An 18,527-nucleotide genomic window follows, 5' to 3' on the forward strand; every position below is an offset into this window, starting at 1 on the left:
GCACGAAAAACCGGTGGGCCGGACCTGTTTCCACAGGTCCGGCCCACCGGTTTCAAGCCATCAGGGGACTGCCCCCGAACTCCCAGCCCAGCCGCAGGCGCTACCGCACCTCGGTGATCTCCGGCCCCCGACGCATCGGGTCGATGCCGTCAGAGACCGCGCACATCCGGGGGCTAACCCCCGAACCCCCAGCCCAGCCGCAGGCGCTACCGCACCTCGGTGATCTCCGGCCCCCGACGCATCGGGTCGATGCCGTCAGAGAACTTGCCCGGTGCGGACTGGTCCTGCTGCAGGCCCTCCGGCATCATCTGGGCGTCGTCCGGGAGCTTGAGGACGACGGGGTCGCGCGGGGCCATCGGGGAGTCGCCGCGGTTGACCACGGTGTCCCGGAAGATCTGCTCCAGCACACCGGCGGCCTGCGGGTGGACCGCGCCCTGGCCGGAGATGACGCCGCGCAGGAACCAGCGCGGACCGTCACAGCCGACGAAGCGCACCAGCTGCACGCCATTGGTGCCGTCCGGCAGCTGCACCGGGACCTGCGCGCGCAACTCCCAGCCCAGCGGCCCCTCGACCTCATCGATGACACCGCCCTGCTGGGTGATCCCAGAAGCGATCTCGTCACGTACCTCGCCCCAGATCCCCTCGGACTTGGGCGCGGCGAAAGCCTGCAGCTGGATGGCGCTGTCCTGCAGCACGACGGTCGCGGCGACGATCGAGTCGCCCGCCACCTCCACCCGCAGCTCCATGCCGTCCACCCCGGGCACAAACAGCCCGCCGAGGTCGACCCGGCCCTCGTTCGGGTCCCTGACCTCGCTGATGTCCCACGGTCCGTCCGGACGCGGAGCGGGCGGCAGGTTGTACCGCCGGGTCTCCCCCGGCTCCTCTGACGCGTCGGCGTCCTCTGTCGTCTCGTCCGGGCCCGCGTCTACGGCGAGCTCGTCGAGGGCGTCTTCGCGCTCCTTGCGGCGACGACGGAACACGGTCACTGTCCTTCCCGGTCTGCGGCGACCGAAGCGTAGCCCTTACCGATCGTAGAACCCGTCGTACGAGCCGCCGGGCCAGCCGCCCCCATAGCCTGGACGACATCGGAGGCACCCCCTCCGGCATGCCCCCCAGTAGAGCCGAAGCCCCGTGCGGCCCTCGCAGAGCCGGGCAGCTCCGCGACCTCATGGAAGCGGACCTTCTCGACCTGCTGGACGACCAGCTGGGCGATCCGGTCGAACCGCTCGAACCGCACGCTCTCGCGCGGGTCCAGGTTGACCAAAATCACCTTGATCTCCCCACGGTACCCGGCATCCACCGTCCCGGGCGTATTCACCATGGAGACACCACACCTGGCGGCCAGGCCGGAACGCGGGTGGACGAAGGCGGCGTACCCGTCGGGCAGCGCGATGGCGATCCCGGTCGGCAGCACCATGCGCTCGCCGGGGGCGAGTTCGGCGGCCTCGGTGGTCACCAGGTCGACGCCCGCGTCGCCCGGGTGGCCATAGGCCGGGATCGGCACTTCGGGGTCGATACGGCGGATCAGCACATCCACGGGATTGCGCGGGTCACTCACGGGTTCACCTCGAAGGCGCGGGCGACCTTCACCTGGTCGGGGTCGGCGAGGGCGGCCTTGATCTCCTGTGGGCGCCCGTTCTTGGTGAAGTGTTCGAGCTTCACCTCGATGAAGACGGAGTCGGCGCGCACCGCCACCGGGCCGTCGGAGCCGCCGATCCGGCCGACGGCGGAGCCGTAGATCTTCCGGCCCGCGACCCCCGTGCAGCGCGCCTCGAGGTGCAGCGTGGCACCGACCGGGACCGGACGCACGAAGTCGGTCTCCAGGCGGCCGGTGACCGCGATGACGCGCAGCAGCCAGTTCAGCGAGCCCAGTGTCTCGTCCAGCGCCAGGGCCAGTACGCCGCCGTGGGCGAGGCCCGGTGCGCCCTGGTGGGCGGGTCGCACGGTGAACTCGGCGGTGACGGTGACCCCTTCACCGGCCCGTGCCTCGAGGTGCAGCCCGTGCAGCTGGCCCTCACCGCAGCCGAAGCACTGGTCGTAGTGCGCACCGAGGAGCGTGCCGGGCGCGGGTGCGTCGGGATGGCGCACCGGCGAAGCCACGTCGGGCGGCGGCGTCAGCGCGGCGCCAACGCCGCTGTCGGATCCTGTAGCTGCACTCACGGCCCGAACCCTACCCTCCTGCGGGTGCGGAATCCGTACGGTGCGCACAGGGGATCGAATCGCCCGCCCGGCCGCGAATCCCCACCGGACCCCGTGCTTGCGCCCGCACCGGGCGGAGCAGCGCACCGGGCTCTTGGTCACACATGTCAAGCTGTTGCCATGCAGCCTTACGACGAACGCCTTACCGTGCCGCGCTCCTGGTGGTTCCTCGCCGTGGTCGGCGGAATCGGCTGTGCGCTGGTGGCGCTGCCGTTCGGCACGTTGCCGCTGCTCGGCGTCTTCGTCGGGGCGACGGCGCTGTTCCTGGCGCTGGTGAGCTCCTACGGCTCCGCGCGGATCCGGGTGGTGGCCGGTTCGCTGGTGGCCGGAGACGCCAAGATCCCGGTGGCGGCGCTGGGGGAGGCGGTGGCGCTGGACCCGGAGGAGGCGCGTGCGTGGCGCTCCTACAAGGCGGACATGCGCGCGTTCATGCTGCTGCGCAGCTATGTGCCGACCGCGCTGAAGGTCGAGGTCACCGACCCGGACGACCCGACTCCGTACCTGTATCTGTCGACGCGGTCGCCGGAGCGGCTGGCCGCGGCGCTGCGGACCGTCAGGACGAGCTAGGCGGGTTCAGTGCGTCCCAGGCGATCTGCCGGTGCCGCAGGTCGTCACGGACGCGATGGGCGAGCCGCTGGGTGTCGCGCCGGTTCATCACGGCGCCGACGGTCGCACCGATCATGAAGGGCGCCAGCGTCGGCAGATGGCGGGCGGTGCGCTTGACGAGCTGCTGGCGCAGTTCCCGCTTCATCTGAGCGCTGAGCGCGATGTTCACCGAGGACGGCTTGGTGATCTCTATGCCGCGCTGCTCGGTCCACGCGCCGAGATAGGCGAAGGCGCGCTGCTTGACCGTGCCGGTCGCGGGCACGCCGTAGACCTCGTGCAGTTCGGCGATCAGTTTGAACTCCAGGGCCGCGACGGCGAGCGTCTCGGCCGCCAGCTCGGCGGTCATGGCGGGCGGCACCGGGAGCATCGCGGCGGCGCCGATGCCCGCGCCGACGGTCGCGGTCCCGGTGGCCGCCCCGGCGATGAGCCGATCGGCGATCTCCTCCGGGCCGAGGCCGGGAAACTGCGCTCGTAGCGTGGCCAGGTCGCGGACCGGGATCCGTGGCGCGGCGTCGACCAGCCGCTCGGCGAGCACCGTGGCACCGGCCTTGGCGCCGCTGCCCACGCGACGCACGAGCGAGGCCCGCCCGGTGCTCACCGCCGCCACGCTGGGCGGCGTTGCGCGCCGCTGGTCAGCGGAGCCTCGCTCGTCGTCATTTGCCGCCGGAGCGCCGACCTTGCCCTTCTTCCGAAACGGTACGGGGCCCGCCACGGCTACCCCGGCCGTCAGGCCGCGCAGTCGCGGCAGATCGGCTGACCGTTCTTCTCCTCGGCCAGCTGGCTGCGGTGGTGCACCAGGAAGCAGCTCATGCAGGTGAACTCGTCCGCCTGGCGGGGCAGCACCCGTACCGAGAGCTCCTCGTTGGAGAGGTCAGCGCCGGGCAGCTCAAGGCCCTCGGCCTGCTCGAACTCGTCGATGTCCACGGTGGACGTCGACTTGTCGTTCCGGCGGGCCTTCAGTTCCTCGATGCTGTCTTCGTTGACGTCGTCATCGGTCTTACGTGGCGTGTCGTAATCGGTTGCCATGGCGCTCTCCCCCTCTGGGTGTTTGCGGTATCTCCAGCGCACGTAACGCGTGGGAGGCCGGTCTTGTGCCCGACCCGAGGCGGAGATTTTGCCTCACATCAAGGCCTGTTACTCAATCGACACCCAACCGCACCCCCGAAGAGGTGATCGTGTCGGCTGCCTATCTGGACCGAACACGGTCCGAATGTCGCACTTCACTCACGCCGTCACGTGTACTTCCCGTGATCATGACCTGCGGAAACATGGATTTTTCGGCTTTTTGCGCAAGTGAACTGATCACTCAGCGTACCCATGGCCGAAATCGCATGTGCGATCGGTCACAGGGGACCAAACGGCCGGACAGACCGGAAAATTCCGCGCGAAGCGAACTCGTCCCGGGCGTGTTGATACCTACCGCCCGAACGGGTTACCCGGCTGGTCAATGACCAGGTCACAGCGGGATCGCCACCCGCATCACCAGGCCACCGCCGTCCCGGGGCTGCGCCGTGATCGATCCACCGTGCGCCCGGGCGACCGAGCGGACGATCGACAGGCCCAGGCCGACGCCCTTGTCGCTGTTGGTGCGTTCGGTGCGCAGTCTGCGGAACGGCTCAAAGATGTTGTCCAGCTCGTACGCCGGGACCACCGGCCCGGTGTTCGCAACCGTCAGCACGGCATGGCCGCTCTCGGTGCCCGTGGTGACCTCCACCCAACCGTCCGGCATGTTGTAGCGCACCGCGTTCTGCACCAGGTTCAGCGCGATCCGCTCCAGCAGTACCCCGCTGCCTCGCACCACCGCGGGTGCCAGTTCCTCGCTGCGCAGGTCCACGCCCTTGGCCGTGGCCTCGGAGCGGCTCTGGTCGACCGCCTGGGACGCCGCCTCGGCGAGGTCGACCGGCTTGCGCTCGACGACCTCGTTGTCGCTGCGGGCGAGCAGCAGCAGCCCCTCCACCAGCTGCTCGCTGCGCAGATTGGTGGCCAGCAGCGTCTTGCCCAGCTGCTGCAGATCCGGTGAGGCATGGGGGTCGGCGAGCTGCACCTCCAACAGCGTGCGGTTGATCGCCAACGGTGTTCTCAGCTCATGGGAGGCGTTGGCGACGAAGCGGCGCTGCGACTCGAAGGACCGCACCAGGCGGTCGAGCATGTCGTCGAAGGTGTCGGCCAGCTCCTTGAGCTCGTCGTCCGGGCCGTCCAGCTCGATCCGCCGGGACAGATCGGATCCGGCCACCGCGCGGGCGGTGCGGGTGATCCGGCCCAGCGGCGCCAGCACCCGTCCGGCCATCACGTAGCCGAAGGCGAACGCGACCACGGTGAGACCCAGCAGCGCCAGCAGCGAGCGGCGCAGCAGATCACCGAGCGCCCGTTCGCGCTGCGCCCTCATGCACTGGTCGAGGGCGTCGTTGAAGTTCGACGTGGTCAGGTTGGGGTCGGACAGACCGGGACAGGCGTTGCTGGTGATCTGCACCTTGCCGCTGTACAACCGGAACGGCGCCTCGTCGCCGGAGTGCATGGCCTGCGCCGCGAGCAGGTAGATGATCAGCAGCAGCAGTACGCCGGCGATCAGGAACATGCCGCCGTACAGCACGGTCAGCCTTATCCGGATCGTCGGCCGCAGCCAGGGCCCGGTGGACTCGGTCGGGCGCGGATCCCACGTCGGCTTGGGCGGGGTCTTGGGGGGCGGCCCGGACACCGGGGACGAGGAGGACGAGGAGGGGGAGGAGGAGACGGCCATCGCGGATCAGATCCGGTAACCGGAGCCGGGCACCGTCACGATGACAGCGGGCTCGCCGAGCTTGCGGCGCAGCGTCATCACGGTCACCCGGACCACATTGGTGAAGGGGTCGGTGTTCTCGTCCCAGGCCTTCTCCAGCAGCTGCTCGGCGGAGACCACCGAGCCCTCGCTGCGCAGCAGCACCTCCAGCACCGCGAACTCCTTGGGAGCGAGGTGGACCTCCTTGCCGTCGCGGAAGACCTCGCGCCGGTTCGGGTCGAGCTTGATCCCGGCCCGCTCCAGCACCGGCGGCAGCGGCACACTGGTACGGCGGCCCAGGGCGCGCACCCGGGCGGTGAGCTCGCTGAACGCGAACGGCTTGGGCAGGTAGTCGTCGGCGCCGAGCTCCAGGCCCTCGACCCGGTCGCTGACGTCGCCCGCGGCAGTGAGCATCAGGACGCGGGTGGGCAGGCCCAGGCCGACCAGCTTGCGGCAGACCTCGTCGCCGTGCACCACCGGAAGGTCGCGGTCGAGTACCACCACGTCATAGTCGTTGACCCCGATGCGCTCCAGGGCGGCACCGCCGTCGTAGACGACATCGACGGCCATGGCCTCCCGGCGCAGGCCGGTGGCCACCGCATCGGCGAGCAGCTGCTCGTCCTCGACGACGAGTACGCGCACGGGCAGGTCCTTCCACGAAAACAGACTGGGTGTCCCTCCATCCTGCCTTGGATGCCCATAAAACACCGGTAAGAGGCCCTGCGGAGCCTCGGGCGGCGCCCGGCGACCGAGGCTCCGGTGAGGCCGTCGGCAAACTTCTCCGGCATAGGGAGGTTTCCGTTCCGCTGGAGCAGGGGAAGACGACTGCAACCCCGCGGTCACGACCCACACCTCGCGCGTACCCGTTCGCGCTCACAGTGATCGCCCAGAGCAGACAGACCACCTTGTGCCACCGACGACGACGAGGGGGCGCCTCATGGACGCATTCACCACCGGAATCATGCAGCGCATACGGAATGCCGAGTCCGACCTGAACCGTGCCCTGGAGACGGGGGACGAATTCCTGGCCGAGGTGGAGCAGGCCGAGTTGGACGACCTGCACCGCCTCGCCGCCGAGCACGGAGTCGTGGTCTCGCGCCAGGTCGCCTGAATCCGCCCGGTGACGGAGCGCTTGGCGCTCCTTTTCATTTTGGGACGGATTCGCTGATGTGGGCCGGCGCCCCGGACACCCTGACCCAGGTGACCGGGGCGTTCGCATGCCCGGCCGGAGGCGCGCGCCTCAGTCGTGCCAGGCGCCGAGTTCGTCCAGCAGCCCCTGCAGCGGCTCGAAGAGTCCGGGCGGGGCGGCCACCGTCAGCTCGGGGGACGCCGGATCTGCCGGCCTGCCCCCGGTGAGCGCCCCGGCCTCGCGGGCGAACAGATCACCCGCCGCGTAGTCCCAGGGGTTCAGCCCCCGCTCGTAGTAGCCGTCCAGCCGGCCGCAGCCCACATCGCACAGGTCGATGGCCGCGGAGCCGCCCCGGCGGATGTCCCGGACCCGCGGCAGCAGCGCGCGGACCACCTCGGCCTGGGCGGCCCGGCGCTCGGTGAGATAGCCGAACCCGGTGCCGATCAGGGCCTGCTCGAACGCGGGCGCCGGACGGCAGCGGGCCGGCTCACCGTTGACCCGCGCGCCTCCGCCCAGCACCGCCTGGTACGTCTCCCGGCGCATCGGCGCCTCCACGACGCCGACGACGGTCTGCCCGTCCCGCTGCGCCGCGATGCTCACCGCCCAGCAGGGCAGCCCGTAAAGGTAGTTGACGGTGCCGTCCAACGGGTCGATGATCCAGCGCACCCCGCTGCTGCCCTCGACGCTCGCGCCCTCCTCCCCCAACAGACCGTCGTCCGGGCGCAGTTCCGCGATGAACCCGGTGATCAGCTTCTCCGCCGCGAGATCCATCTCGGTCACGACGTCGATCGGGCTGGACTTGGTGGCGGCCACGTCGAGGTCACGGGGCCTGCCGTCGCGCAGCAGTGCGCCCGCACGCTGGGCGGCGTCCAGCGCGATCTGCAGAAGTTCACCGTTCAGGTCTGTCACAGCGGTCCTCTCGTACGGGATCGAACTCGGCGGCTTCAGTCGAGGCCCGCGGCGGCCGGGCGCGGGCTCCTGGCGGGGCAGCAGCCGATCGGGCAGACGTCATGGCTCGGCCCCAACTCGCCCAGCGCGCAGCGCTGGACGGCCAGGCCGCGTTCCACGGCGGCCCGCTCCAGCACCAGTTCGCGGACGGCGGCCGCGAAGCGCGGGTCGGCGCCCACGGTCGCCGCGCGGGCGACCGGCAGCCCCAGCTCGGCCGCCTTGGCGGCGGCTTCGGTGTCGAGGTCGTACTTGACCTCCATGTGGTCGGAGACGAACCCGATCGGCACCATCACCACGGCGGGGGCCCCGGCGGCCTGTTCGGCCTCCAGGTGGTGGCAGATGTCCGGTTCCAGCCAGGGGATGTGCGGGGCTCCGCTGCGTGACTGGTAGACCAGCTTCCAGGGCCGCTCGACTCCGGTCGCCTCCCGTACCGCGTCGGCGATCACCTTCGCCGTGTCCAGGTGCTCGGCGACATAGGCGCCGCCGTCGCCGTGCTGCTCCACCGGGCCGGAAGTGTCGGCGGCCGCGGTCGGAATGGAGTGCGTGGTGAACGCGAGGTGTGCCGTCCGCGTCACGTCCGCGGGCAGTTCGGCGAGCGCGGTCAGCACGGCGTCGACCATGGGCTGCACGAAGCCCGGGTGGTTGAAGTAGTGCCGCAGCTTGTCCACCCGCGGCACCGCACGCCCCTCGGACTCCAGCGCGGCGAGCGCGTCGGCGAGGTTCTCGCGGTACTGGCGGCAGCCCGAGTACGACGCGTACGCGCTGGTGGCCAGCACCAGGATCCGGCGGTGTCCGTCGTCCACCATCGCCCGCATGGTGTCGGTCAGATAGGGCGCCCAGTTGCGGTTTCCCCAGTAGACCGGCAGGTCGAGGCCGTGTTCCGCGAAGTCCTTGCGCAGCGCTTCGAGGAGTTCCCGGTTCTGCGCGTTGATCGGACTGACCCCGCCGAAGAGGTAGTAGTGCTGCCCGACCTCCCTCAGGCGCTCGCGCGGGATGCCGCGCCCGGCGGTGACGTTCTCCAGGAACGGCACCACCTCGTCGGGCCCCTCGGGGCCGCCGAAGGACAGCAGCAGCAGGGCGTCGTAGGGAGTCGGATCCAGCTGATCGGCCATGCGTCCGATCCTGCCACTCGTCACTGACCGTCCCGACGCCCCCTGGCCGCGACGGCCGACCGCGATCGTGCCGGAAAACCCCTTGCGCCCCAACCGTAAGCTGTATAGGCCATCTACGCGCCTTACCCCTCGTCTCGTCCCGCTGCCTGGAGCGCCCGTGCTCGCCCCCTACCGCGCGATATTCACCGCCCCCGGCACCAAGGGCTTCTCGGCCGCCGGACTGCTCGGCCGGATGCCGTTGTCCATGCTCGGCATCGGGATAGTGACGATGATTTCGCAGGTCAGCGGCCGGTACGGGCTCGCCGGCGGACTGACGGCGACGCTCGCGCTGGCCGCCGCGGTGATCGGCCCGCAGATATCCCGGCTGGTCGACCGCTACGGCCAGCGCACGGTGCTGCGGCCGACCGCCGCGGTGACCGTGGCCTCGGTGGCCGGGCTGCTGCTCTGCGTCCGGCTGGGGGCGCCGGACTGGGCGCTGTTCGTCTGTGTGACGGCGGCGGGCACCACTCCGAGCCTCGGTTCGATGGTGCGGGCGCGCTGGGCGGCCATCCACAGCGACTCCTCCCAACTGCACGCCGCCTACTCGTTCGAGTCCGTGGTGGACGAGGTCTGCTTCATCCTCGGCCCGATCCTGTCCATCGGCCTGAGCACCGCGTGGTTCCCGGAGGCCGGGCCGCTGCTGGCCGCGGTCTTCCTGGCGGTCGGGGTCTGCTGGCTCACCGCACAGCGGGCCACCGAGCCGGTGCCGCAGCCGCGCGCGCACCACACCGGCGGCTCGGCGCTGGGCTCGGCCGGGCTGCGGGTGCTGGTGGCCACCTTCACCGCCACCGGGGCGATCTTCGGCGCGGTGGACGTGGTCACGGTCGCGTTCGCGCAGGAGCGCGGGGACAAGCCCGCGGCCAGCGTGGTCCTGGCGGTGTACGCACTGGGCTCCTGTGTCGCCGGTGCCGTGTTCGGACTGCTGCGGCCGAAGGGCGGCGCTTCGCGGCGCTTTCTGCTGGGGGTGTGTGCGATGGCCGTGAGTATGATCCCCCTCCAACTGGTCGGGAACCTGCCCGCCCTGGCCGTGGCACTGTTCGTCGCCGGACTGTCGGTAGCCCCGACGATGGTCACCACCATGGCCCTGGTCGAGCAGTTGGTGCCGCGCGCGCAACTGACCGAGGGCATGACCTGGACGAGCACCGGGCTCGCGGTCGGGGTGGCCCTGGGGTCCTCCGCCGCGGGGTCGGTCGTGGACACGTCCGGCGCCGGGGCGGGATACGCGGTACCGGCGGCCGCCGGGGCGCTCGCCGCGGCGGCGGCGTTCCTCGGGCACCGCCGGCTGCGTCCGGCGCCGGAGCGGGAGGGGCCGCAGCGTGACGAGCACGACGAGCACCACCAGCGAGATGACTACGTGGCGTAACTGGGCAGGGAACGTGACCGCGCGACCGCGCAGGATCGTTTCCCCCTCCTCGGTGGACGAACTGGCCGCCGCCGTACGCCAGGCCGCGCAGGACGGGCTGACCGCCAAAGCCGTTGGCACCGGGCACTCCTTCACCGCGGCCGCCGCCACCGACGGCCTGCTCATCCGCCCGGAACGGCTGACCGCGGTGCGCGAGGTGGACGCCAACGCGGGCACGGTCACCGTCGAGGCGGGCCTGCCGCTGCACCGGCTGAACCGCCTGCTGGACTCCGCGGGTCTGTCACTGACCAACATGGGAGACATCCAGGAGCAGACCGTCGCCGGTGCGACCAGCACCGGAACCCACGGCACCGGTCGCGACTCGGGCTCGATCGCCGCCCAGGTCAGGGGACTTGAGCTGGTCCTGGCGGACGGCTCGGTGCTGAACTGCTCGGCCGAGGAGAACGCGGACGTGTTCGCGGCGGCCCGCATCGGCCTTGGCGCGCTCGGCGTGGTCAGCGCGATCACCTTCGGCGTGGAGCCGTCGTTCCTGCTCACCGCGCGCGAGGAGCCCATGCCGTTCGCCACGGTGATCGACCGGTTCGACCAACTCGTGGCCGAGAACGAGCACTTCGAGTTCTACTGGTTCCCGCACACCGACAACTGCAACACCAAACGCAACAACCGCAGCCTGGGCCCCGCGGCGCCGCTGCACCCGGTGCGCGGCTGGCTGGACGACGAGTTGCTCTCCAACGGTGTCTTCCAGGCCGTCTGCGCGCTCGGCAAGGCGGTCCCGGCAACCGTTCCGGCCATCGCGAAGGTGTCCAGCCGCGCGCTGTCCGCCCGTACGTACACCGACACCGCCTACAAGGTGTTCACCAGTGCGCGCCGGGTGCGGTTCGTGGAAATGGAGTACGCGGTTCCGCGAGATGCCGCGACCACTGTGCTGCGCGAGGTGAAGACCATGGTCGAGCGGTCCGCGCTGCGGATCAGTTTCCCGGTGGAAGTACGGGTGGCGCCCGCCGACGACATCGCGCTGTCGACCGCTTCCGGTCGCGACACCGCCTATGTGGCGGTGCACATGTACCGGGGCAGCCGATACCGGGAGTACTTCACGGCCGTGGAACGGATCATGACCGCGCACGAAGGTCGCCCGCACTGGGGCAAGTTGCACACCCGCGACGCGGAGTACCTCGCGCAGGTGTACCCGCGGTTCGGCGAGTTCACGGCGCTGCGGGACCGGTTGGACCCGCAGCGCCTGTTCGCCAATGACTACCTGCGCAGGGTGCTGGGCGAATGAGCGTCCGGCCGGTACGGGCTCACTGGGCGCCCGTACCGGCGGACGGCGCCTGCTGGACGGCGCCCGGCCGGGCCGAGCTGCCGCCCCTGCCCTGGCTGCCGCTGTCGCCGGAGCCCGTGCCGGTGCCGTTCGACGGGCCCGGTGAGGGAGCCTGCGACGGCGTGGTGTTCGGGCTGGCCGAACCGCCGCCCTGCGATGGTGTGTCGCTCGACCCCGCCGACGGTGTGGAACCGCCGTCCGAGGTCCCCGGGCCCTGCGACGGTGTGGAGCCGCCGTCCGTACCGGACTCGCTCGCACTGCCGCTGGGCACCGCGCCCGGCTGGTCATGGGCGGGCTTCGACGGCGCGGTCCTGGCGCCGCCAGGGTTCACCGCCTGGCCGATGGCGGTGTGTGACAGCGGGCTTCCGCCGGCCAGTTCGATCCCGGTGAACACCGCCATGGACAGCGCGAACACCGCACCGGCCGCCAGTAGCGACCGGCGCCAGCCGCGCCAGCGGGTGCCGTGCAGGGTCGACTCGTTGTACGACTCGTCCCGCGGCAACCGCGGCATGAGCAGCGCGGTGTCCGGCTCCGCCCTCGGCACCACGGTGGTCGGAGGGTCCGCCGCCCGCGTCGCACCGAAGGCGGGGAGCGCCTTGGTGGCGTCGGCCTCCGTGCCCTGCGGCCGCGCCTGGGGCCGGGCCAGCGGCACGGTCACATCGCGCAGTTGTTCACCGGTACGGCGGAAGATGTGCTGGAGGATCGCGCCACCGGTGGTGGCGAGCACGCTGACCACGGCCGCGCCGAGGATCGTCCCGTAGACGCCCAGAAAGGACGCGAGATAGGCCGCCAGCAAGGCGGCCGCGCCGCTTCCGGCGACCTGGGTCAGGCTGAGTTCGATGCGCTTCTTGTCAGGTTCCGTATCGGTTTCTGCCTTGGCACCCATCCCCGTCCCTTGCTTGTCGGTCTCTGCCACCTTGCACAGAGAAAAGACAGTTCGGCAAAGCCGTCAGTTCCGGTTCTGAAGATTGTGTGAACATCGCCACCTGGAAAACCGGGCACCCGCCCGGAGCCCAAGCCCAACTCCCCTCACTCCCCCGGAACATCGGCGGCGCGGTGCTGCACCGAAGTGGCCCGAATGGAGTACTGTTGCCAGCCCGTGCACCGGTTTCCCGTCCGGCTGCCCGGATCCTGCGGGAGGGGTCCCGAAGGTGCCGCCGACCAGGCGCCGCCCAGCAGGACTGGCATTCGCGACAGTTTGTGACAGGGAGTGATGAAGCTCGTCACTTTCAGTTGCGAATAGGTAACCGTGCCATAACGGCGCGTTGGGGAAGGTGCCCGACACGCCGGGTAAGTCGGCAAGGTTGTGGCAGGCCGGAGTCGGGCAGGCCACACTCGTTCTTCGGGAGCAGCGACGCACGTGACGTCGGCAGGCACCACCCGGGAGGTCCCCATGCCCGATCTGCGTGTCGTGGCCGTCAGCAACGACGGCACACGACTGGTGCTCAAAGCTGCGGACAACACTGAGTACACGCTTCCCATCGATGAGCGACTGCGCGCCGCCGTGCGCAACGACCGAGCACGTCTCGGGCAGATCGAGATCGAGGTCGAGAGCCATCTGCGGCCCCGTGACATCCAGGCCCGCATACGAGCGGGCGCCTCTGCGGAAGAGGTCGCGCAGCTCGCCGGCATCCCCGTCGAACGGGTGCGGCGCTTCGAGGGCCCGGTGCTGGCGGAGCGGGCGTTCATGGCCGAGCGGGCCCGTAAGACGCCGGTACGTCGGCAGGGCGAGAGCACCGGACCGCAGCTGGGCGAGGCGGTGGCCGAGCGGCTGCTGCTGCGCGGCGCGGAGAAGGACAGCGCGCAGTGGGACTCCTGGCGGCGCGACGACGGCACCTGGGAAGTGCTGCTGGTGTACCGGGTGGCGGGTGAGCCGCACTCGGCCACCTGGACGTACGACCCGCCCCGCCGGCTGGTCCAGGCGGTGGACGACGAGGCCCGTGCGCTGATCGGCGAGACGGTGCCGGAACAGCCGGAGCCGAGCTTCCCGTTCGTCCCGCGCATCGCACGGCTGCCCAGGGACCGTCCGCTGGACCGTGCGACGCCCCGCATCGAACGGCCGGAGCGCACCGAGCGGCCCGAGCAGTCGGACGACCGCCCCGAGGACGACAAGGACTCGCTGACCAGCCTGCTGGAGGCGGTGCCGAGCTTCCGCGGCGACATGGTCGTACCGGCCACGTCCACGGGCTCCGAGACCGCACCCGCGGCCGGGCAGGAGGACGAGGCCACGGCCGAGGAGGAGGCGCCCGCCCCCGCGGCCAGCGCGGGCGCCGGTTCCGCCTACGCGGACGTCCTGATGCCGCGTTCGGTCGCCGGTCACCGGGACCGGCTGGTCGGCACCACCGACCGCCAGGCGGAGGCCGACGGGGTGCGCCCGGGGCGCCGCGCCACGGTCCCCAGCTGGGACGAGATCGTCTTCGGCAGCCGCCGCAAGAAGCAGGAGTAGCGCCCGAAGCGCGCTGGTTGGTTCGGGCGCGCCCGGCGGCTGCCGAGTGCGCCCGAACCCTTCTGCGCGCCTCACGCGCCTCGATGCGCCGGGGGCGCCCAGCGCGCTACGGCGTCGCGCCCGTGGCCACCGGGCGGGCGCCGTCGTGCGTCCACTCGCTCCAGGAACCGACGTACAGCGCCGCCGGAATGCCCGCTACCGCGAGGGCCAGCACCTGGTGGGCGGCCGAGACACCGGAGCCGCAATAGACACCGACCTGGGTGGCCTGGTCCGCGCCGAGGGCACTGAAGCGCTTGGCGAGCTCCTCGCGCGAGTGGAATCGGCCGTCCTGGCCGACGTTCTCGGTGGTGGGGGCGCTGACGGCGCCGGGGATGTGTCCGGCCACCGGGTCGATCGGCTCGACCTCGCCCCGGTAGCGCTCCGCAGCCCGGGCGTCGAGCAGCAGACCGGTGCGGGCGAGGGCCGCCGCGCCGTCGGCGGTCAGCAGCGGGAGCGCGCCCGGGCGGGCGGTGAAGTCGCCCTCGACGGGCTCCGGTGCTCCCGTCTCCAGCGGACCGGTCCAGCTGGCGAGACCTCCGTCCAGCACCCGGACGTCCTGGTGTCCGGCCCAGCGCAGCATCCACCAGGCGCGGGCGGCCGCCCAGCCCTGCCCGCCGTCGTAGACCACGACCGGCCGGTCGTGCGACACCCCGGCCCGGCGCATCGCCGTGGTGAAGACGTCCAGTTCCGGCAGCGGATGGCGGCCGTGCGCTCCGGGCGGCCCGGCGAGTTCGGCCTCAAGGTCGACGTAGCGGGCACCCGGGATGTGTCCCGCCTCGTACTGCGGCCGTCCGGGTGGACCGCCGAGTTGGTAGCGCACATCGAGGATCGTCCGGTCCTGAGGGGCGCTGAGGAGCTCCGCTGCGGAGATGATGGCATCCATGGCGACCATTGTCCCCCGGGCGACCCGGCGTACGGGCCTGACCGGCTGCCGTCCGGCCGTTGGGGTTTCCCGCGGGCACACCCGCTGTCCGGCTGATCGTCATACGACAGCAACGGTCGTGACACGGACAAGAAATGCGCAATCGGCCATTCTCCTGCCGGGACGCCCCGGAAGCGGAGCGGTCGGGGCGCGCGACGCGCCCCGTGGTGAAAACATCATCCCTGGCTCGTCCCCCGCTAACCGTCGCGCGAGGAGAGAATCCGATGACCGAGGTATCGGCCCGGCGTCCCCAGGGCACGCCCTGCTGGGTCAGCCTGTTGGTGCGCAGCCTGCCGGTGACCGAGGAGTTCTACGGCCGGCTGTTCGGCTGGGAGTTCCAACCTGGCCCCAAGCACTTCGGGCCGTACGTACGGGCGGTGCGAGAAGGCCGCCTGGTCGCCGGGATCGGCGAGGGCCCCAAGGGCCGGGACCTTCCCGTCGCCTGGACCACGTACCTGTGCTCGCAGGACGCGGACGCCACCTGTGAACTGATCCGCGACTGCGGAGGGACCGTGGGTGTGGGGCCGTTGGACGCCGATGACGAGGCGGGGCGGATGGCGATCGCGGCCGACCCGAGCGGTGCGGTGTTCGGGGTCTGGCAGCCCAACACGCATCTGGGTGTCGGCGTGGTCGGCGAGCCGGGGACCCTGGTGTGGAACGAGTTGGTGACCCGGGAGTCGTCAACGGTCGGCAAGTTCTACACGGCGGTCTTCGGTTACGAGACGCAGGCCGTGGTCTCCGCCGACTTCGACCACCTGACGCTCCGTCTGGAAGGCCGCCCGGTGGCCGGGATCCACGGCGTCGGCCAAGCCCTGCCGCGCGATCGCGGACCGCACTGGATGACGTACTTCGCGGTGCGGGACACCGACGAGGCGGCGCGCCGCGTGGTGGAGTTGGGCGGTCGGGTGCTGCGCGGGCCGCACGACTCGGCGTACGGGCGGGTGGCGACCGTGGAGGACCCGGAGGGCGCGGTGTTCACGGTGATCAGGACCATCGAGTCGTAGTCTCAGGACTGCTCGACGGGCAACACATCCGGTGACAACGCCGCCGCGCGGGCCGCGGCGGCGGTCATCCGGCGGATGTGGTGGCGGCGGCAGAGCACCTCGTAACCCACCTCGCCCCGGGCCTGGTTGACGTCGCCCACGACGACCTGGGCGCCTTCCACCACCATCCGGCCGTCCACGGTGCGCGCGTTGTGGGTGGCCCGGGCGCCGCACCAGCACAGCGCCTCGACCTGGAGCACCTCGATGCGGTCGGCGAGCTCCACCAGGCGCTGGGAGCCGGGGAAGAGCCGGGTGCGGAAGTCGGTGGCGATACCGAACGCGAAGACGTCCAGCTCCAAGTCGTCCACGATCCGGGCGAGTTGGTCGACCTGATCGGGGGCGAAGAACTGCGCCTCGTCGGCGATGACATAGTCGGCGCGTCCGCCGCCGGACAGCTGGCCCACCACGTAGCCGTAGAAGTCGAAGTCGTCCGGCGCCTCGACGGCCTTGGTGGACAGGCCGAGGCGAGAGGACAGCACTCCGGCGCCCGCGCGGTCGTTGCGGGTGAAGATCAGCCCCTGCAGGCCGCGTGCCGAGCGGTTGTGCTCGATCTGCAGGGCGAGCGTGCTCTTGCCGCAGTCCATGGTTCCGCAGAAGTACACCAGTTCGGACATGGAGCAGCCATGAGCCTTTCAGAAGGAGAGGTTTACAGAATGCCAGGGGCCCTGGGGGCCTGGGGGCGAAGCCCCCGAACTCCCCGCGCCCACAGCCGAAGGCGCCTCAGCTGCGAAATCAGGGGCCTGGGGGGCGAAGCCCCCGGAACACTCCATACCCGCAGCGGGAGGCGCTCAGCTGCGGACTTCCAGGAGCGGTACCAACTGCTCCCCCGGCGCCAGCGAGCCGTGGAGGCCGACCATCGACGACTCCCCCGGCTCGTTGCGGGTCGCGATCACCGCGATGTCGTCCTGGGCCACCGCCACCACGTCGCCGATCCGGCCGTGCACCCGTTCGTCGACGTGCGGGCCGAACCACCCGGCGGCGATGGCCTGTTCGCGGGTGGCCACCCACATCCGGTCGCCCAGCACCTCACTCCACACCGCGTGCACATCGGCGGCGGCACCCGGCACCGCGTACACATGGCGGGCGCGCGCCTCGCCGCCGAGCAGCTCGACTCCGGCACCGAGCTCCCAGTCCTCGTCGAAGTCGATCCGCGACTCGGGGTCGAACGGGATGTCGATCATGCCGTGGTCGGCGGTGATGTACAGCACCGAGCGCGGCGGGAGTTGCTCGGCGAGCCGCTGCGCCAGCCGGTCGACCATCATCAACTGGCCGCGCCAGGCGTCCGAGTCGACACCGTGCCGGTGCCCCATGCCGTCGAGTTCGCTGTAGTACGTGTAGACCAGCGCGCGGTCGGCGGCGGCGAGGCGGTCCGCTGCCAGGTCCATCCGCTCCTCACCGGTGAGCCGACCGTGGAACGTCCCGCCGGACAGCGCGATCTGCGTCAGCGGGGTGTGCTGGAAGGCCGGCGCGGAGACCTGGCAGGTGGCCACCCCCGCCGCGTCGGTGAGCTGGAAGACCGTGGGGTAGGGCTGCCAGACGTACGGGTCGGTCCACGGCTGCCAGCGCAGCTGGTTCATCAGCTGGTGCTGTCCGGGAATCGCGACCGTGTACCCGGCAAGACCGTGCGTGCCCGGTGGCAGTCCGGTGCCCACCGAGGCGAGCGAGGTGGCGGTGGTCGACGGGAAGCCCGCCGTCAGCGCGGTGCCCGAGCCGCCCAGCGAGGTGCCGAGCAGTGAGGTGAGGAAGGGCGCCTCGTCCGGGTGGGCCTTCAGCAGCTCCCAGCCCATGCCGTCCACCAGGAAGACGCACACGCGGTCCGCGGGCGCAAGCTCAAGACCGGTGGCCGGCACACCCGGCACCGACAGGCCCCGCGCCACCGCGGGCAGCAGGTCGGCGAGCGCCGCCGTGCCGTAACGAGGCGCGGGGGCGGTACGGATGTCGAGCGGGGCGGGGTAACCGTGCTGCCCGGTCGCGGCCGGCTGCACCATCAGCGCTGCGCCGTAGCTGAGGCGGTGCCCGCGGTGGCCTCCGAGAGCGCCTGGGCGAAGGCCAGGGTCTGGCGCACCGCCTCCGGCCCGTCGCCCGCCTCACTCACCCGCAGCGAGAGGTCGTCGGCGGTGGAGGACCCGGTGAAGCCGTGATCCGCGTCGCAGTTGGGGTCGCCGCAGGCGGCCGGCTCCAGGTCGAGTCGGCTGACGGCGCCCCACCCTATGGTGAGGACGACCTCGCGCGGCAGGGTGCCCGGGGTGTACGACTCGGGGTTGGCGACGACCCGGCTCACGACCACCGACGAGATCCGGCCTATCTTCACGGACTCGGTCGAGGTGGTGGCGTACGGGGTCGGCGAGCTGTCGTCCGCGCCCTGCTCGTCGGTGTGGCTGACCAGGAAACGGGTCGGGGTGAGGACGAGGACCGTGACGTGTCGGCGCACCTCGTTGGCGTCGAACGTGGTCTCCTGGTTGACCAGGTACGCCACCACCGGCTCTCCACCGACCGAGGCCTCCACGGCCTCCGCCACGAGAGCCGGGTAGTAGCCGCTGCGCTCGATCGCCGCGCGCAGCCCCTGAGTCGTCGTACCGGTCTTCGCCATGGCCACCATCTTAGTGTC

The 18,527-nt window shown here is 71.2% G+C and carries 20 protein-coding genes; 6 read left to right on the plus strand and 14 right to left on the minus strand.

Annotation, left to right across the window (positions count from 1 at the left end; all coding sequences use genetic code 11):
- Nucleotides 1-206: 206 nt before the first annotated feature.
- The 3 genes from P2L57_RS26100 to P2L57_RS26110 are packed head-to-tail and all read right to left on the minus strand — an operon-like array spanning nt 207 to nt 2,160.
- Complete coding sequence (locus P2L57_RS26100) at nt 207-980, minus strand: DUF3710 domain-containing protein (protein WP_275818523.1); 774 nt, start codon at nt 978-980, stop codon at nt 207-209.
- Between the two features lie 2 nt (nt 981-982).
- The gene (gene dut / locus P2L57_RS26105) at nt 983-1,558 is read right to left on the minus strand and encodes a dUTP diphosphatase (RefSeq protein WP_275818524.1); all 576 of its coding nucleotides are present in this window, start codon (nt 1,556-1,558) and stop codon (nt 983-985) included.
- Nucleotides 1,555-2,160, minus strand: coding sequence for a PaaI family thioesterase (locus tag P2L57_RS26110; RefSeq protein WP_275818525.1), 606 nt, complete (start codon nt 2,158-2,160; stop codon nt 1,555-1,557). Before P2L57_RS26110 ends, dut begins: the two co-directional genes overlap by 4 nt.
- A gap of 159 nt (nt 2,161-2,319) precedes the next feature.
- Between P2L57_RS26110 and P2L57_RS26115 the strand changes: the two genes are divergently transcribed.
- Nucleotides 2,320-2,766, plus strand: coding sequence for a DUF3093 domain-containing protein (locus P2L57_RS26115; protein WP_275818526.1), 447 nt, complete (start codon nt 2,320-2,322; stop codon nt 2,764-2,766).
- Here the strand turns inward: P2L57_RS26115 and P2L57_RS26120 are convergent.
- From P2L57_RS26120 to P2L57_RS26135, 4 genes are all read right to left on the minus strand, one after another.
- Nucleotides 2,753-3,517: a hypothetical protein gene (locus P2L57_RS26120; protein ID WP_425574841.1), complete on the minus strand. Its 765-nt coding sequence runs from the start codon at nt 3,515-3,517 to the stop codon at nt 2,753-2,755. The two genes, P2L57_RS26115 and P2L57_RS26120, sit on opposite strands and share 14 nt — an antisense overlap.
- A 14-nt stretch (nt 3,518-3,531) precedes the next feature.
- Nucleotides 3,532-3,831, minus strand: a complete 300-nt coding sequence (locus P2L57_RS26125; RefSeq protein ID WP_255930806.1) for a DUF4193 domain-containing protein — start codon at nt 3,829-3,831, stop codon at nt 3,532-3,534.
- Nucleotides 3,832-4,261: 430 nt separating this feature from the next.
- Nucleotides 4,262-5,542, minus strand: coding sequence for a sensor histidine kinase (locus P2L57_RS26130; RefSeq protein WP_275818527.1), 1,281 nt, complete (start codon nt 5,540-5,542; stop codon nt 4,262-4,264).
- Nucleotides 5,543-5,548: 6 nt separating this feature from the next.
- Nucleotides 5,549-6,202 (minus strand): response regulator transcription factor, encoded by a 654-nt coding sequence (locus P2L57_RS26135; RefSeq protein ID WP_275818528.1) that lies wholly within the window; start codon nt 6,200-6,202, stop codon nt 5,549-5,551.
- A gap of 295 nt (nt 6,203-6,497) precedes the next feature.
- Here P2L57_RS26135 and P2L57_RS26140 point away from each other — a divergent pair, with 295 nt between their 5' ends.
- Nucleotides 6,498-6,671: a hypothetical protein gene (locus tag P2L57_RS26140; protein ID WP_275818529.1), complete on the plus strand. Its 174-nt coding sequence runs from the start codon at nt 6,498-6,500 to the stop codon at nt 6,669-6,671.
- Between the two features lie 129 nt (nt 6,672-6,800).
- On the opposite strand, the gene P2L57_RS26145 is transcribed toward P2L57_RS26140, so the two are convergent.
- Both P2L57_RS26145 and P2L57_RS26150 read right to left on the minus strand, forming a co-directional pair.
- On the minus strand, nt 6,801-7,598 hold the full coding sequence (locus tag P2L57_RS26145; RefSeq protein WP_275818530.1) for an inositol monophosphatase family protein: 798 nt from the start codon (nt 7,596-7,598) through the stop codon (nt 6,801-6,803).
- A gap of 35 nt (nt 7,599-7,633) precedes the next feature.
- Nucleotides 7,634-8,749, minus strand: a complete 1,116-nt coding sequence (locus tag P2L57_RS26150) for a ferrochelatase (RefSeq protein ID WP_275818531.1) — start codon at nt 8,747-8,749, stop codon at nt 7,634-7,636.
- A gap of 157 nt (nt 8,750-8,906) precedes the next feature.
- On the opposite strand from P2L57_RS26150, the gene P2L57_RS26155 reads away from it, so the two are divergent.
- Both P2L57_RS26155 and P2L57_RS26160 read left to right on the plus strand, forming a co-directional pair.
- On the plus strand, nt 8,907-10,151 hold the full coding sequence (locus P2L57_RS26155) for an MFS transporter (protein ID WP_275818532.1): 1,245 nt from the start codon (nt 8,907-8,909) through the stop codon (nt 10,149-10,151).
- On the plus strand, nt 10,135-11,430 hold the full coding sequence (locus P2L57_RS26160) for a D-arabinono-1,4-lactone oxidase (RefSeq protein WP_275818533.1): 1,296 nt from the start codon (nt 10,135-10,137) through the stop codon (nt 11,428-11,430). The genes P2L57_RS26155 and P2L57_RS26160 overlap by 17 nt, the downstream gene beginning before the upstream one ends.
- A gap of 19 nt (nt 11,431-11,449) precedes the next feature.
- Here P2L57_RS26160 and P2L57_RS26165 read toward each other — a convergent pair whose 3' ends face one another.
- Nucleotides 11,450-12,355, minus strand: coding sequence for a hypothetical protein (locus P2L57_RS26165; protein ID WP_275818534.1), 906 nt, complete (start codon nt 12,353-12,355; stop codon nt 11,450-11,452).
- 474 nt (nt 12,356-12,829) lie between these two features.
- On the opposite strand from P2L57_RS26165, the gene sepH reads away from it, so the two are divergent.
- Nucleotides 12,830-13,915 (plus strand): septation protein SepH, encoded by a 1,086-nt coding sequence (gene sepH / locus P2L57_RS26170; protein ID WP_275818535.1) that lies wholly within the window; start codon nt 12,830-12,832, stop codon nt 13,913-13,915.
- A gap of 106 nt (nt 13,916-14,021) precedes the next feature.
- Here sepH and P2L57_RS26175 read toward each other — a convergent pair whose 3' ends face one another.
- Nucleotides 14,022-14,837, minus strand: a complete 816-nt coding sequence (locus P2L57_RS26175) for a sulfurtransferase (protein WP_275818536.1) — start codon at nt 14,835-14,837, stop codon at nt 14,022-14,024.
- 263 nt (nt 14,838-15,100) lie between these two features.
- Between P2L57_RS26175 and P2L57_RS26180 the strand changes: the two genes are divergently transcribed.
- Nucleotides 15,101-15,880 carry a VOC family protein gene (locus tag P2L57_RS26180; RefSeq protein ID WP_275818537.1) on the plus strand — a complete coding sequence of 260 codons (780 nt, stop codon included), beginning with the start codon at nt 15,101-15,103 and terminating at the stop codon, nt 15,878-15,880.
- 2 nt (nt 15,881-15,882) lie between these two features.
- On the opposite strand, the gene P2L57_RS26185 is transcribed toward P2L57_RS26180, so the two are convergent.
- The 3 genes from P2L57_RS26185 to P2L57_RS26195 form a co-directional block, all read right to left on the minus strand.
- Nucleotides 15,883-16,533, minus strand: coding sequence for a thymidine kinase (locus P2L57_RS26185; protein ID WP_275818538.1), 651 nt, complete (start codon nt 16,531-16,533; stop codon nt 15,883-15,885).
- Between the two features lie 174 nt (nt 16,534-16,707).
- Entirely contained in the window at nt 16,708-17,907 is a 1,200-nt protein-coding gene (locus P2L57_RS26190) for an alkaline phosphatase family protein (RefSeq protein ID WP_275818539.1), read from the minus strand.
- Nucleotides 17,907-18,509 carry a DUF5998 family protein gene (locus tag P2L57_RS26195; protein WP_275818540.1) on the minus strand — a complete coding sequence of 201 codons (603 nt, stop codon included), beginning with the start codon at nt 18,507-18,509 and terminating at the stop codon, nt 17,907-17,909. Before P2L57_RS26195 ends, P2L57_RS26190 begins: the two co-directional genes overlap by 1 nt.
- Nucleotides 18,510-18,527: the final 18 nt, after the last annotated feature.

It is taken from the genome of Streptantibioticus ferralitis, from assembly GCF_029223525.1.
Taxonomy (GTDB): domain Bacteria; phylum Actinomycetota; class Actinomycetes; order Streptomycetales; family Streptomycetaceae; genus Streptantibioticus_A; species Streptantibioticus_A ferralitis.